At 67.9% G+C, this 13,522-nt stretch carries 15 protein-coding genes and 1 other RNA gene; 8 read left to right on the top strand and 8 right to left on the bottom strand.

Annotated features, from left to right (window positions below; all coding sequences use genetic code 11):
- Positions 1-220 precede the first annotated feature (220 nt).
- Positions 221-509: RNase P RNA component class A (gene rnpB, locus VA613_RS00680), an RNA gene on the bottom strand.
- Between the two features lie 95 nt (positions 510-604).
- Here rnpB and VA613_RS00675 point away from each other — a divergent pair.
- Positions 605-1,117 (top strand): DUF1269 domain-containing protein, encoded by a 513-nt coding sequence (locus VA613_RS00675; protein ID WP_324779944.1) that lies wholly within the window; start codon positions 605-607, stop codon positions 1,115-1,117.
- Positions 1,118-1,213: 96 nt separating this feature from the next.
- Here VA613_RS00675 and pyrC read toward each other — a convergent pair whose 3' ends face one another.
- Entirely contained in the window at positions 1,214-2,245 is a 1,032-nt protein-coding gene (gene pyrC, locus VA613_RS00670; protein WP_324779943.1) for a dihydroorotase, read from the bottom strand.
- Complete coding sequence (rsmI, locus tag VA613_RS00665; protein ID WP_324779942.1) at positions 2,242-3,099, bottom strand: 16S rRNA (cytidine(1402)-2'-O)-methyltransferase; 858 nt, start codon at positions 3,097-3,099, stop codon at positions 2,242-2,244. The genes pyrC and rsmI overlap by 4 nt, the downstream gene beginning before the upstream one ends.
- Before the next feature lie 16 nt (positions 3,100-3,115).
- Between rsmI and VA613_RS00660 the strand changes: the two genes are divergently transcribed.
- The 7 genes from VA613_RS00660 to VA613_RS00630 all read left to right on the top strand — a co-directional run bounded on the left by VA613_RS00660 (position 3,116) and on the right by VA613_RS00630 (position 7,853).
- Positions 3,116-3,466 carry a YraN family protein gene (locus VA613_RS00660; protein ID WP_324779941.1) on the top strand — a complete coding sequence of 117 codons (351 nt, stop codon included), beginning with the start codon at positions 3,116-3,118 and terminating at the stop codon, positions 3,464-3,466.
- A gap of 75 nt (positions 3,467-3,541) precedes the next feature.
- The gene (locus VA613_RS00655; protein WP_324779940.1) at positions 3,542-4,135 is read left to right on the top strand and encodes a phosphoheptose isomerase; all 594 of its coding nucleotides are present in this window, start codon (positions 3,542-3,544) and stop codon (positions 4,133-4,135) included.
- Entirely contained in the window at positions 4,132-4,704 is a 573-nt protein-coding gene (locus VA613_RS00650; protein WP_324779939.1) for a BON domain-containing protein, read from the top strand. Before VA613_RS00655 ends, VA613_RS00650 begins: the two co-directional genes overlap by 4 nt.
- Positions 4,704-5,183 carry a D-glycero-beta-D-manno-heptose 1-phosphate adenylyltransferase gene (rfaE2, locus tag VA613_RS00645; RefSeq protein WP_324779938.1) on the top strand — a complete coding sequence of 160 codons (480 nt, stop codon included), beginning with the start codon at positions 4,704-4,706 and terminating at the stop codon, positions 5,181-5,183. The genes VA613_RS00650 and rfaE2 overlap by 1 nt, the downstream gene beginning before the upstream one ends.
- A 10-nt stretch (positions 5,184-5,193) precedes the next feature.
- Positions 5,194-6,657 carry a 4-hydroxy-3-polyprenylbenzoate decarboxylase gene (ubiD, locus tag VA613_RS00640; RefSeq protein WP_324779937.1) on the top strand — a complete coding sequence of 488 codons (1,464 nt, stop codon included), beginning with the start codon at positions 5,194-5,196 and terminating at the stop codon, positions 6,655-6,657.
- A 7-nt stretch (positions 6,658-6,664) separates the two neighbouring features.
- Positions 6,665-7,225, top strand: coding sequence for a bifunctional pyr operon transcriptional regulator/uracil phosphoribosyltransferase PyrR (locus VA613_RS00635; RefSeq protein ID WP_324779936.1), 561 nt, complete (start codon positions 6,665-6,667; stop codon positions 7,223-7,225).
- An 85-nt stretch (positions 7,226-7,310) separates the two neighbouring features.
- Positions 7,311-7,853, top strand: coding sequence for a glycine zipper 2TM domain-containing protein (locus VA613_RS00630; RefSeq protein WP_324779935.1), 543 nt, complete (start codon positions 7,311-7,313; stop codon positions 7,851-7,853).
- Between the two features lie 15 nt (positions 7,854-7,868).
- On the opposite strand, the gene VA613_RS00625 is transcribed toward VA613_RS00630, so the two are convergent.
- Genes VA613_RS00625 through VA613_RS00605 form a run of 5 tightly spaced genes read right to left on the bottom strand, consistent with a single transcriptional unit; the run spans position 7,869 to position 13,489 of the window.
- Positions 7,869-8,069 (bottom strand): hypothetical protein, encoded by a 201-nt coding sequence (locus tag VA613_RS00625; protein WP_324779934.1) that lies wholly within the window; start codon positions 8,067-8,069, stop codon positions 7,869-7,871.
- Positions 8,056-9,510: a D-alanyl-D-alanine carboxypeptidase/D-alanyl-D-alanine endopeptidase gene (dacB, locus tag VA613_RS00620; RefSeq protein ID WP_324779933.1), complete on the bottom strand. Its 1,455-nt coding sequence runs from the start codon at positions 9,508-9,510 to the stop codon at positions 8,056-8,058. The genes VA613_RS00625 and dacB overlap by 14 nt, the downstream gene beginning before the upstream one ends.
- Positions 9,511-9,551: 41 nt before the next feature.
- Complete coding sequence (locus VA613_RS00615) at positions 9,552-11,168, bottom strand: HDOD domain-containing protein (protein ID WP_324779932.1); 1,617 nt, start codon at positions 11,166-11,168, stop codon at positions 9,552-9,554.
- A gap of 12 nt (positions 11,169-11,180) precedes the next feature.
- A complete protein-coding gene (locus tag VA613_RS00610) occupies positions 11,181-12,209 on the bottom strand; it encodes an SDR family oxidoreductase (RefSeq protein ID WP_324779931.1) in 1,029 nt (342 codons plus the stop codon).
- Complete coding sequence (locus VA613_RS00605; RefSeq protein ID WP_324779930.1) at positions 12,209-13,489, bottom strand: nucleotide sugar dehydrogenase; 1,281 nt, start codon at positions 13,487-13,489, stop codon at positions 12,209-12,211. The genes VA613_RS00610 and VA613_RS00605 overlap by 1 nt, the downstream gene beginning before the upstream one ends.
- Positions 13,490-13,522: the final 33 nt, after the last annotated feature.

Here is a 13,522-nt window from a genome sequence, read left to right as displayed (position 1 = left end):
GGGCGCATTCTCCCACAACTTCCCACCAATCACCACTTCGCCCCACTATAGGGGATAGTTTTGGGGGGGTCAAGACGGCAGACGCAAAAAAACCCCTACATCTCAATGACTTAGGGGTGGATACGGGTTGTGGATAAGTTTCTGGAAAAACCGATGCTTAGCCGCGTTTTCTGGCCAGGCTTTTAGGAAAATCGGCTAACTTATTGAATTGAATGAAAAGTGGAAGAGCGGGCCGATAAGCCGGGTTCTGTCGTGGGCAACCATTCCTCTAGACCGGCCATTGCTGGCCGGTTCAAGCCACCTACCCGCAGACTCGGCGAGCCGCGTCATCGTCTGCCTATTTGGTGTTGCTCCGGATGGAGGTTACCGCGTTTCACCGTAACTTAATACGCTCGTCTCTGTGGCCCTGTTCCTCGCCTCGCGGCGTCCGGCCGTTAGCCGGCATCCTGCTCTGTGGAGCCCGGACTTTCCTCTCCCGCTTGCGCGGCAGCGGTTGCCTGACCCGCTCTTCCACTTGCCATTATAAAACTTTCACTTGACTGCCTGCGCCGATTTGCTAATCCAAGATACTCGGGTCGGACTCGACCCCACCAGGAGCCCCATCATGAGAAGGCGACTGTATTTCACAGTACCGAACGTGGCGAGCGCCCGCCGGATTCGCGACGAACTCCTGCTCGCCCGCATCGAGGACGCACACATTCACGCGCTGGCCAAGGACGACATCCCGCTCGCCGGCCTGCACGAGGCCTCGATCCTGCAGAAGACCGACTTCGTCCACGGTGCCGAGACGGGGCTCGCCGTCGGCGGCGGCATCGGCATTCTCGCGGGCCTCGTCGCGGTCTTCTTTCCGCCCGCCGGCGTCGACCTGCAACTCGTCACCATCCTGCTCACGGCCCTGATCGGCGCTGCCTTCGGCGCCTGGGTGGCGAGCATGGTCGCGAGCGCGCTCCCCAATTCGCGGCTGCGCGCCTTCGAGTCCGCCATCGCCGCGGGGCACGTGCTGATGATGGTCGATGCCCCGGCAGGCCGCGTCGACGAAATCCGCCGCCGCGTCGCCGCGCATCATCCCGAAGCCACGAACTCCGGAGTCGAGCCGACCATCCCGGCCTTCCCCTGACCCCCTCCTCCCGCGCAGTGCAACGCTGCGCGATTAGGAAGCTCCCCCTCGCTTCCGCCGCGGCAGACTCCCCCTGGCCTGCCGCGTTTTCTTTTGTCAGGCCACCCGCCAGCGGATCGCTTCGCCCGCCCGCAGCGGCACGAGTTCATTGTCGCCCAGCGCGAGCCGCGCCGGCGCGATCCAGTTCTCGCGGCGCAGGGTGATCGTGTCGCCATGACGCGGCACGCCGTAGAAATCGGCGCCATGGAAGCTCGCGAAGGCCTCGAGCCGTTCGAGCGCGCCGGCGTCCTCGAACGCCTCGGCGTAGAGTTCGATCGCGGCATGCGCCGAATAGATGCCGGCGCAGCCGCAGGCGCTCTCCTTGGCCCCGACCGCATGCGGCGCCGAGTCGGTGCCGAGAAAGAACTTCGGGCTGCCCGAGATGGCCGCCGCCACCAGCGCCTGGCGATGCGCCTCGCGCTTCAGCACCGGCAGACAGTACATGTGGGGACGGATGCCGCCGCGGAACATCGCGTTGCGGTTGTACAGCAGATGGTGCGCCGTGATCGTCGCCGCGACCTGGGCGGGCGCGGCCGCGACGAATTCCGCGGCCTGCCGCGTCGTGATGTGCTCGAGCACGAGCTTCAGCCGCGGAAAATCCTTCAGCAGCCGCACCAGATGGCGCTCGATGAACACGGCCTCGCGATCGAACACGTCGATGTCGGGATCGACCACTTCGCCATGCAGCAGCAGGGGCAGCCCGGCCTCCTCCATCGCCGCGATCGCCCCGTAGGCCTTGCCGAGCTCGGTCACGCCCGAGTCGGAGTTGGTCGTCGCGCCGGCCGGGTAGTACTTCACCGCGTGGACGAAACCGCTCGCCTTGGCGCGGCGGATCTCGTCGGGCGACGTGTTGTCGGTGAGATAGAGCGTCATCAACGGCTCGAATGCCGTGCCTGCGGCGGCGGTCAGCAGCCGCTCGCGATACGCGGCGGCATCGGCCACGGCGACGACGGGCGGCTTCAGGTTCGGCATCGCGATCGCGCGGCCGAACACGCGCGCGGTGTCGGGAACGACGCTGTGCATCGCGGCGCCGTCGCGGAAATGGATATGCCAGTCGTCGGGGCGGGTGATCGTCAGGGTATCGGTCATTTGCGTGCGAGCGTCATCTGGTACAGCTCGGCCTTGGTCCGGCCGGTAATTTTAGCCGCGAGCTTGGCGGCGAGCGGCGGCGGCAGGTCGGCGGCGAGGATTTCGAGCACGCGCAGCGCTTCCGCGTCGCTCGCTGCCGTTGCGGCCGCCGGCGCGTGCACGACGACGACGAATTCGCCGCGCACATGGTTGGGGTCCGCCGCGAGCCAGGCGGGCGCCTCGCCGAGCGGGAGCGTGACGATGGTCTCGAACCGCTTGGTCAGCTCGCGCGCGAGCGTCACCTGCCGCGCATCGTCGAATACCGCCGCCATGTCGGCCAGCGTCTCCTCGATGCGGTGCGGCGCCTCGTAGAACACCAGCGCGCACGGCAGCCTTGCGAGCGCCTGCAGCTGCGCGCGCCGCGCGCCCGCCTTGGGCGGCGGGAAGCCATGAAACAGCCAGTCGCCCGACTCGATGCCGGCCACGGACAGCGCGGCCGTGACCGCCGAGACGCCGGGGATCGGCACCACCCGCAGGCCCGCCGCGCGCACCGCCGCGACGAGGCGCGCGCCGGGATCGGAAATCGCGGGCGTCCCGGCGTCGGACACGTAGGCGATCGCATCGCCCGCCACGATCCGCGCGATCACGCCCTCCGCCGCTTCGCGCTCGTTGTGCTCGCGCACCGACATCAGCGGCCTGGAAATGTTGAAGTGCGCCAGCAGCTGGCCGGACACCCGCGTGTCTTCAGCCGCGATCCGATCGACGCGCTGCAGGATATCGAGCGCGCGCAGGGTGATGTCGCCGAGATTGCCGATCGGCGTGGCGACGACATAGAGCGCAGGAAACAGCGGGGTATGATGCGTGCTTTCGTTCATCCCCGCATTGTCGCAGATGTTGAAAGCCCTGCTCGGCCAGACGGCGGAAACGCGCGCGGCGTCCTTCCTGCAGGCGCACGGGCTCAGGCTCGTGGCGCGCAACTGGCGCTGCCGCTTCGGCGAGATCGATCTGGTGATGCAGGATGGCGCGACGCTGGTGTTCGTCGAGGTCCGGCTGCGCACCCGCAGCGACTTCGGCGGAGCCGCCGCCAGCGTGACGGCCGCCAAGCAGCGGAAGCTCGCGGCCGCCGCGCGCCAGTACCTGTCCGCGCTCAAGACGCTGCCGCCGTGCCGCTTCGACGTCGTCGCCCTGGCCGGCGAGGCGCCGCCCGAGTGGATCCGGAACGCGTTCGACGATATGGGATAATCCGGCCAGAATGCTCCATCCATTGCACGCGGCCGCGCGCGCATCACGCGAATTCATGCAGCACCCGAGCTAGCCATGCCCCTACACGACAGAATCCTCGGCCATTTCAAGGCGTCGGCGCAGACCAAGCTGGATGCGGCCGATGCGCTCGCTCCGGCGATCGAGGCGGCGGCGCGGCTCCTCGTCCATTGCCTCGCGCAGGGCGGCAAGATCCTCGCCTGCGGCAACGGCGGTTCGGCGGCGGATGCACAGCACTTTGCGTCCGAGATGATCAACCGCTTCGAGCAGGAGCGCCCCGGCCTCGCCGCCATCGCGCTCACCACCGATACATCGACGCTGACCTCGATCGCCAACGACTATGCCTACGAGCAGGTCTTCGCCCGCCAGGTGAAGGCGCTGGGCCACCCCGGCGATGTCCTGCTGGCGATCTCGACCAGCGGCAACTCGCCCAGCGTGCTGCAGGCGGCCGCCGCCGCCCGCGCCCGGAGCATGCACGTCGTCGCCCTGACGGGGCGCAGCGGCGGCGGCCTCGCGGAACAAATGCAGGATGGCGACGTCTTCCTCTGCGTGCCGGCCGAATCGACGGCGCGCATTCAGGAAGTCCACCTGCTGACCATCCATTGCCTGTGCGATGCGGTGGACAGCGTTTTACTAGGAGTCGAGGAATGAGCAAACTGACCTATGCCGCGCTGATCGGCGTGACCCTTTCGCAACTGGCGGGTTGTGCAGCCGTCGCCGTCGGCGGCGCCGCGGCGGGCACCGCCGTCGCGGTCGACCGCCGCACCGCCGGCGTCTACGTCAGCGACCAGGAGATCGAAGTGCGCGCGCTGGCACGCCTGCGCGACGCGTTCCCGCTGCAGAACGAACACATTTCCGCGACCAGCTACAACCGCCAGGTGCTGCTCACCGGGCAGGTGCCGGACGAAGCCACGCGGGCACGCGCTGCCGAAGTCATCAAGGGAATCCCCGACGTGCGCTCGGTGTTCAACGAGCTGACGCTGTCGGGTGTCACGTCGCTGACGTCGCGGGCGAACGACGTCTCGATCACCGGACAGGTCAAGACGCGCATGCTGCGCGACGACCGCGTGCCCGCGACCAAGGTCAAGGTCGTCACCGAAGCCGGCGTGGTCTACCTGATGGGCCTGGTCTCGAAATCCGAGGCCGAGGCCGCGACGGAAGTGGCCCGCACCACGTCGGGCGTGACCAAGGTCGTCACCCTGTTCGAATACCTCGACTGATGGCGCAACCGGCCTTCGAGCGCAAGCTTTGCGAGCCGGCCGACCTGCCCGGCCGGCTGGCGCAACTGCCACGCCCGCGGGTGTTCACCAACGGCTGCTTCGACATCCTGCACCGCGGCCATGTGACCTACCTCGCCGAGGCGCGCGCGCTCGGCGCCTCGCTCATCGTCGCGGTGAATTCGGACGCCTCGGTGAAGCGCCAGGGCAAGGGCGACGACCGTCCGGTCAACCCCTTGCAGGATCGCATGGCGCTGCTCGCCGCGCTCGAGGCGGTGTCGCTGGTGACCTGGTTCGACGCCGACACGCCGCTCGACCTGATCCTCGCGATCCGGCCCGACGTGCTGGTGAAGGGCGGCGACTGGGCGGTCGAAAACATCGTCGGCGCGGCGGAAGTGACCGGCTGGGGTGGCAGCGTGCATTCGATTCCGTTCCGCCACCACACGTCGACCACCGCGCTGCTCCAGCGCATCCGTTCCTGACCGGCCACACATGATCTACCGCGACCTGCGCGACTTCATCGCGCAACTCGAAAAGAGGGGGGAACTGAAGCGCATCGGCGTCGAAGTCGACCCGCATCTGGAAATGACCGAGATCGCCGACCGGGTGCTGCGCGCCGGCGGGCCGGCGCTGCTGTTCGAGAAGCCGAAGGGGCACAGCGTTCCGGTGCTGGCCAACCTGTTCGGCACGGTGAAGCGCGTCGCGCTCGGCATGGGAGAGGAGGACCCGGCCCGCCTGCGCGAGGTCGGCAAGCTGCTCGCCTACCTGAAGGAGCCCGAGCCGCCGAAGGGCCTGCGCGACGCCTGGGAGAAGTGGCCGGTGCTGAAGCAGGTGCTCAACATGGCGCCGAAGGAAGTGAAGGGCGCGCCGTGCCAGGAAGTCGTGTGGGAGGGCGCCGACGTCGACCTCGCGCGCCTGCCGATCCAGCACTGCTGGCCGGGCGACGTCGCCCCGCTCGTCACCTGGGGCCTCACCGTCACGCGCGGCCCGCACAAGAAGCGGCAGAACCTCGGCATCTACCGGCAGCAGGTCATCGGCCGCAACAAGCTCATCATGCGCTGGCTCGCGCATCGCGGCGGCGCGCTCGATTTCCGCGAGCACAGCCTCGCGCATCCGGGCGAGCCCTTCCCGGTCGCGGTCGCGCTGGGCGCCGACCCGGCGACCATCCTCGGCGCGGTGACGCCGGTGCCGGACACGCTGTCCGAATACCAGTTCGCCGGGCTGTTGCGCGGCGCCAAGACCGAGGTGACGCAATGCCTCGGCAACACCCTGCAGGTGCCGGCGTCCGCCGAGATCGTGCTCGAGGGCGTGATCCATCCGAACGAGACCGCGCTCGAGGGCCCGTACGGCGACCACACCGGCTACTACAACGAGCAGGAGACCTTCCCGGTCTTCACGGTCGAGCGCATCACGATGCGGCGCGACCCGATCTACCACAGCACCTACACCGGCAAACCACCCGACGAGCCGGCGATCCTCGGCGTGGCGCTGAACGAGGTGTTCGTGCCCTTGCTGCAGAAGCAGTTCCCCGAGATCACCGACTTCTACCTGCCGCCCGAGGGCTGCTCGTACCGCATGGCGGTGGTGTCGATGAAGAAGGCCTACCCCGGCCACGCCAAGCGGGTGATGTTCGGCGTATGGAGCTTCCTGCGCCAGTTCATGTACACCAAGTTCATCCTCGTCACCGACGACGACGTCGACGTGCGCGACTGGAAGGAAGTCATGTGGGCGCTGACCACCCGCGTCGACCCCGCGCGCGACACGCTGCTGGTCGAAAACACGCCGATCGACTACCTCGACTTCGCCAGCCCGGTGTCGGGGCTCGGCAGCAAGATGGGCATCGACGCCACCAACAAGTGGCCCGGCGAGACGACGCGCGAATGGGGCACCCCGATCATGATGGACGCGGCGGTCAAGGCGCGTGTCGACGCGATGTGGAACGACCTCGGGCTGTAGGCGAAGCATGAGCGAGAAGCCCGCCGGCCGCCGCACCTGCCTCTATGCCCCCGAGCAGCTGGAGCTCATCGTCGACGACATGGCGCGCCGCGCCGCCGGGCTCCTGACCGGGCGCACCCGCGTCGCAATCGTCGGCATCCTGCGCCGCGGCGCGCCGCTCGCCGACCGGCTTCATGCGCGCCTGCAGGCGCAGTGGGGGCTGGCCGACTGCGTGCGCCTCGACCTCCAGATCAAGCGCTACGCCGACGACCTCACGCTGCTGCATCCCGATACCCGCCTCACCGAGAACCCCGCGCACGCGGCGATCGATCTCGCCGACCATACCGTGCTGGTGGTCGACGATGTCATGTACCGCGGGCATTCGCTGCTGCGCGCGGTGCAATACCTCGCCGGCAGGCAGCCGGCGGAGATCCGCACGGTCGTGCTGGTCGACCGCGGCGTCGCGCGGCTGCCGGTGCGGACCGACATCGTCGGCGTGCGCCTCGACGTCGCGCCGTCGGACATCATCGAGTGCAACGTCCCGCCCTACGAGGCAAGCTTCCGCATCGACCTGCTGCAGCCCGATTAGTCCCCGCCCCGGGAACTCGCGGCGGGAAATCCTATCCTTCGATAGGCACTTCATGCCGTCCAGTTCAATTTTCGGGAGATCCATCATGAACAAGTCCATGCTGACGGGCATCGTTGCCGGCGCCGTGGCCGTGACTGCGGTGGGGGGCTTCGCCGGCTACAAGGCCATGCATCCGGCGCCGAAATTCGCCGACGTTCTCGCCGTGAAGCCGGTCGTCGAGACCAGCAAGATGCCGCGGCGCGAGTGCCATGACGTCGTCGTCACCGAACAGGCGCCGGTGAAGGACACCAACCGCATTGCCGGCACCGCGATCGGCGCGGTGGCGGGCGGCCTGCTCGGCCACCAGATCGGCGGCGGCAGCGGGCGCGACCTGGCGACGATCGCCGGTGCGGCGGCGGGCGGTTACGCCGGCAACCAGGTGCAGAAGAACATGCAGCAGAAGGACACCGTCAACCGTACCGAGACGCGCTGCAAGACGGTCTACGACAAGCATACGCGGACGATCGGCTACGACGTGCGCTACCGGCTGGGCAAGGAGGAAGGCCAGGTGCGCATGGATCATCGGCCCGGTACCCGCATTCCCGTGAAGGATGGGAAGCTGCAGCTGGCGGCACCGGCCGAGTCCTGATCGGGCACGCATCGCTCAGCAGCGCGGCGGCCAGCGCCTGAGCGTTGCCTCCCAGTCCGGCGGCGGCGCCGTCTGTCCGAGCCGCTGGATGCGGCCGACCTCGTTCTCGTACCAGCCGCGGTCCTGCTTGTTGGGCTCGGCCTCGTAGGCCCACCAGGTGCCGTCGGCGTCCTGCGCCAGCCACGCCGCCCACTCCGGCACCTTATCGAATTCCATCCGCCCCGCCGCCTGCCTGCCGCCCGCCGGCCTCGATCCACTCCAGCAGCGCGCGCTGCGCAGGCTCGCTGCGGCGCGCATTGGCGTGGTTGACCAGCATCACGAAACTCACGCGCCGGCCATCCGCGCCGTCCACGTAGCCTGCCAGCGCACTGACGTCGCGCAGCGTGCCGGTCTTGAGATGCGCGGTGCCGGCGAGCGCGCTGCCGTTGAAACGGCGCTTCAGGGTGCCGTCTAGGGCGGCGACCGGCAGCGCCGATTCGAATTCGGCGAACCACGCGCTGCGATAAGCGGCGAGCAGCACGCGGTTCAACGCGTCCGCGCTGATGCGCTCGATGCGCGACAGCCCGGAGCCGTTCTCGAGCACCAGCTTGCGCGTGGGGATGCCATGCCGGCCCAGGGCGGCGCGCACCGCACGGGCGCCCTTGTCGGGCGTCGCCGGCGGACCGTAGGCCGCCGCACCCAGCGTGAGGAACAGGTTGCGCGCCATCAGGTTGTTGGAGTATTTGTTCATGCGGGTGAGCGCGACGGTCAGCGGCTCCGACGCGAACTGCAGCAGCGGCGGGCCGTCCGGTGCGCCGCCTTCCACGGTGGCGCCGGTCAGCGTGCCGCCGCCTTCCGCCCACAGCCCGCGAAAGATGCGATCGAACGTCGCGGCAGGTCCGAACAGATTCAGCGCGATCGTCTGCTCTCCGCAACTGCGCGGATAGGGCCCGCTGAGCACGACGCCAGGCCGTCCATCGGGCGGCGCCGTCGGCTCGATCGCCTCCTTCCAGCCGTTGCACGGCGCGCGCTCGTCGATGGCCAGCTGCGAGACCAGCTCGACGCCCGGCAGGGCGATGTCCGGGGCGACCCCGACCTGCTGCCCGTCCGGCTTCAGGCGCAGCGTCGTGGCGTTGTAGTTGGCGACCAGCGCGCCCGGTGTCGCGTTGTACAGCGCCAGCGGTTCGCCGTCGAATGCGCCGGGGTCGGCCTCGGGCAGTTCGAACGCGCTCGGGTCGAGGACGAGAGCGCCCTCGATGCGGCGGATCCCGCGCGCGCGCAAGTCACGCTGCAGCAGCCACATGCGTTCCAGCGTGAGGCCCGGGTCGCCGTGCCCCTTGATGACGAGGTTCCCGTGCAGGACGCCGTCCGCCAGCGGGCCGTCCGCCCACACGTCGGTCGTCCACCCGAAGTCGGGCCCCAGCAGGTCCAGCGCCGCGAAGCTCGTGACGAGCTTCATCACCGATGCCGGATTGAGGGCGGCCTCGGCATTGTGGCTCAGCAATGGTGCGCCGCCATCGACGGGCTGCACCACGACGGCGACGTGGTCGAGCGGAATGCCCGCCTGCCGGAGCGCATCGGTGAAGGCCCCGGGAAGCGCCACGGCCTGCGCCGACGCGGCGAACAGCGCGAGTGCGAGGCCGGCGAGAAAACGGAAGCAGGCGGAGGCCGAGAACATGCCGCCATTATGCCGAAAGCTGTAGCGGCCCCGTGCGGCCGCTACAGCGATTGCCGGATCGCCAGCACCGCCTGGTTGCGCAGCGACTTGAGCAGCGACAGTTCCTTCTCCGGAATGGTGATGCCGCCGGCTTGCGCGCGGTCGGCGTAGATCAGGCCGACCGTCCTGCCCTTGACGCTGAGGGGAAACAGCACGAAGGTGCGCGCTGGAATCTGCTTGCGGTACCACGCCGGAATCCGCGTCGCGATCTTGGGGTCGTCGATGTCGGAAATGAGGATGTCGGCGTTGTTCTGCAGCGCGACGAGGAAGACATCGGGCTGGCCCGCCAGCGAGAAGTCGAACACCCGCACCAGCGACTGCACGTCCTCGCCGAAGCCGAACTTGCCGCTCATCGCGTTGCGGCGCGCGTCCTTGATGCACAGCACCGCGTGCTCGAAGCCCATCGCCGTGTACATCGCCTCGAGGATCATGCGCAGGATGTCGTTGATCGACACGGCGTCGTCGATCAGCGAGTTGCTGACGTCCTGCAGGCCCGACGCCAGGATCGACTGGATCTCCTCGGAACTGCGCTGGACGCTGGCGCCGGCTTCGGCCTCGAGTACCGGCGCATGCTCGTGCAGCACGCTGTCGTCGAGCGCGGCCAGGGTGCCTGACTCCGCCTGAGCATGGCTCGCCGCCTCCTCCGCGGGCGCCATCGTCATGCCCGCCCACTTCGAAGCGCGGCGCGCGAAGTCGCTCTGCTTCAGGTTGACGTTCACCACCACCGCAAACTGGGCGATGTCCTGCATCGAGCGCTCCATGACGCCGGACAAGTGCTCCACCGTCACGGGAACGGTGTCGCCGAAGCGCGCGGTCAGCTTTTGCAGGGCCTGTCGGCGGTCCGCGTCGGGCGTCTGCAGGATGATTTCGCACAGCTCGTTGGAAAACCCCGCCAGGGCACGCAGGCGGTCGACGTCGCTTGCGCTCTTGCGGAGCCGCCCGTCCGGCAGCGTCTTCATGCTCTGCACAAGCCGATCGGGAAAGCCCCAGCTGCGCGCGATGCCGATGCCGAGGTTCTCGAACGACACGCCGAGGACCTCGAGCGCCACCCGCGACTCGCTCTGGCCTTCGGCCTCGACGCGCTGGGCGATGTCGGCCATTTCCGCCGGAAAGTAGAACATCGCCAGCATGCGGCCCAGCTTGTGCAGCATGGCGCCGATGAAGGCCTCCTCGACATCCTTCACCTGAGCGCTGGCGGCCATCTCGCGCGCCAGCATGCCGGCGTACAGGACCTTGACGAATTCCTCCTTGAGCAGCTGGGCGTGCGCCTTGTTTTCCAGGTTGTCGAACAGGATCAGGCTCAGCGCGATCGAGCGCACGGCGTCGAACCCGAGCACGACGACGGCGCGCGAGATCGTGCTGATCGAGCCGCCGCCGACCTGGTTGTAGAAAGCGACGTTGGCGAGCTTGAGCAGCTTGTTGGTGAGCGCAAAGTCCTTGAGGATGTGATTGGAAAGCTCGTTGACACCCTCGCGATCGGACGAGGCGATCCGATTGATGTCGCCGATGGCCTCCGAGAGCGCGGGGAAATCGCTCTCCGCCTTCATCTGCCGCAGGAGCACGTCGAGCGCGTTCGGGCGTGCGGCGCCTCCGGCTTCGGCCAATTCGTCGCGCGTCATCGCCCCGCTGCCTCAGCCGAGATCGCGTACATACCAGTCCATCGCCTCCGCCAGCCCCTCGGCGATCCGGTGCGTCGGTTCGTACCCGAGCCGCGTGCGCGCCTTGCCGATGTCCGCCAGCGAGTGGCGCACGTCGCCGGCGCGGAAGTCGCGGTAGACGGGCTTGAAGCCGGCGAGGTGCGGATAGCGCGGTGCCAGCAGCCCGCGGATGATCTCGAACAGCTGGTTGAGCGTGGTGCGGTCGCCGACGGCGACGTTGTAGACCTGGTTCGCCGCCTCGGCATGCGTGCTCGTGGCCGCGAGCAGGTTGGCCTGGATGACGTTGTCGATGTAGCAGAAATCGCGGCTGGTCTCGCCGTCGCCGTTGATGTAGACGGGTTCGTTGCGGATCATGCTCGACACCCACTTCGGCACCACGGCGGCATAGGCGCCGTTGGGATCCTGGCGCCGGCCGAAGATGTTGAAGTACCGGAGGCCGATCGATTCCATGCCGTAGCAGCGGCCGAACACGTCGGCATAGAGCTCGTTGACGAGCTTGGTGACGGCATACGGCGAGAGCGGCTTGCCGATCACGTCCTCGACCTTGGGCAGCCCCGGGTGATCGCCGTAGGTCGACGAGGACGCCGCGTAGACGAAGCGTTTGACCGTGGCGTCGCGCGCGGCGACGAGCATGTTGAGGAAGCCGGTGTTGTTGGCGGCGTGGGTCGTCAGCGGGTCCTCGATCGAGCGCGGCACCGATCCCAGCGCGGCCTGGTGCAGGACGTAGTCGACGTCCTTGCACGCAGCGTGGCAGGTGATGAGGTCGCGGATGTCGCCGCGCTTGAACGCGAAATTCGCCCAGCGCTCGGGTCCGACGCTGGCCTGCACCTGGGCCAGGTTCTTCTCGTGCCCGGTGGCGAAGTTGTCCAGCCCGACAACGCGCTGGTCGAGCTGCAGCAGCGCCTCGACGAGGTTGCTGCCGATGAAACCGGCGGCACCGGTGACGAGCCAGGTCCGGGGTTCCGCCGCCAGGTTTTCCTTCAGCGCCGCAAACGCCGTCATCAGAGCCTCCAGAGCGCGAAGCCCGCGGCCTTCACGGCGGACGGATCGTAGGCCGACTTGACGTCGGTGAAGACGCCGCCCTGCTTCAGGCTGGCGGCGAGCTCGGCGAACGGCTTGTCGAGGTAGCTCGCGTGCGAGACCGCCGCCACCAGCGCGTCGCATTGCGGCAGCTCTTCCCACCGCGTCAGGCGGATGCCGTATTCATGCTCGGCCTCGCGCGGCTCGCCGAGCGGATCGTGCACGTGGACGTCGCAGCCGAAGCTCTGCAGTTCGCGGATGACGTCGACGACCTTGGAGTTGCGGAGATCCGGGCAGTTTTCCTTGAAGGTGAGGCCGAGCACGTTGACCCTCGCGCCCTTCACCGGCACGCCGTTGGCGATCATCTTCTTCACCGTTTCCTGCGCCACGTAGGCGCCCATGCCGTCGTTGATGCGGCGGCCGGCGAGGATGACCTGCGGGTGGTAGCCGAGCATGCCGGCCTTGTGGGTGAGATAGTAGGGGTCGACGCCGATGCAGTGGCCGCCGACGAGGCCCGGGCGGAAGGGCAGGAAGTTCCACTTGGTGCCGGCGGCCTTGAGCACTTCCAGCGTGTCGATGCCGAGGCGGTGGAAGATCAGCGCGAGCTCGTTCATCAGCGCGATGTTGAGGTCGCGCTGGGTGTTCTCGATGACCTTGGCGGCCTCGGCGACCTTGATGCTGCTGGCGCGGTGCACGCCGGCGGTGATGACCGAACCGTAGAGCGCGGCCACCCGTTCGAGCGTCGCGGCGTCGTCGCCCGACACCACTTTCATGATCTTCGTGATCGTGCGTTCCTTGTCGCCCGGATTCACGCGCTCGGGCGAGTAGCCGACGTGGAAATCCTGCTTCCACTTCATCCCGGATTCCTTCTCCAGGATCGGGATGCAGACCTCCTCGGTCGCGCCGGGGTAGACCGTCGACTCGTAGACGACCGTGGCGCCTTTCTTCATGTGGCGGCCGACCGTGGTCGAAGAGCCGACCAGCGGGGAGAAATCGGGAATATGCGCCTCGTCGACCGGCGTCGGGACGGCTACGATGATGTAATCGGCCTTGGCCAGCTCGGCAGGATCGGTCGTCACGGCCAGCTGGGTGGCGGCCTTGAGGTCATCCGTTGATACTTCGCCGGTGGGGTCGCAGAATCGACGGTAGTGCTCGATTTTTTCAACCGAGAGGTCATAGCCGATGGTGGTCGTCTTCTTGCCGAATTCCACCGCCAGCGGCAGACCCACGTAGCCCAGCCCGACAACCGCAACAACGCTCATGCTTGGATTCCCCTATGGATAGAAAGTCTTTGC

The organism is Thiobacillus sp. SCUT-2, from assembly GCF_035621355.1.
Lineage (GTDB): Bacteria > Pseudomonadota > Gammaproteobacteria > Burkholderiales > Thiobacillaceae > Thiobacillus > Thiobacillus sedimenti.
Note: the sequence above shows the minus strand (reverse complement) of the source record. Positions and strands in the feature narration are given on the sequence as shown.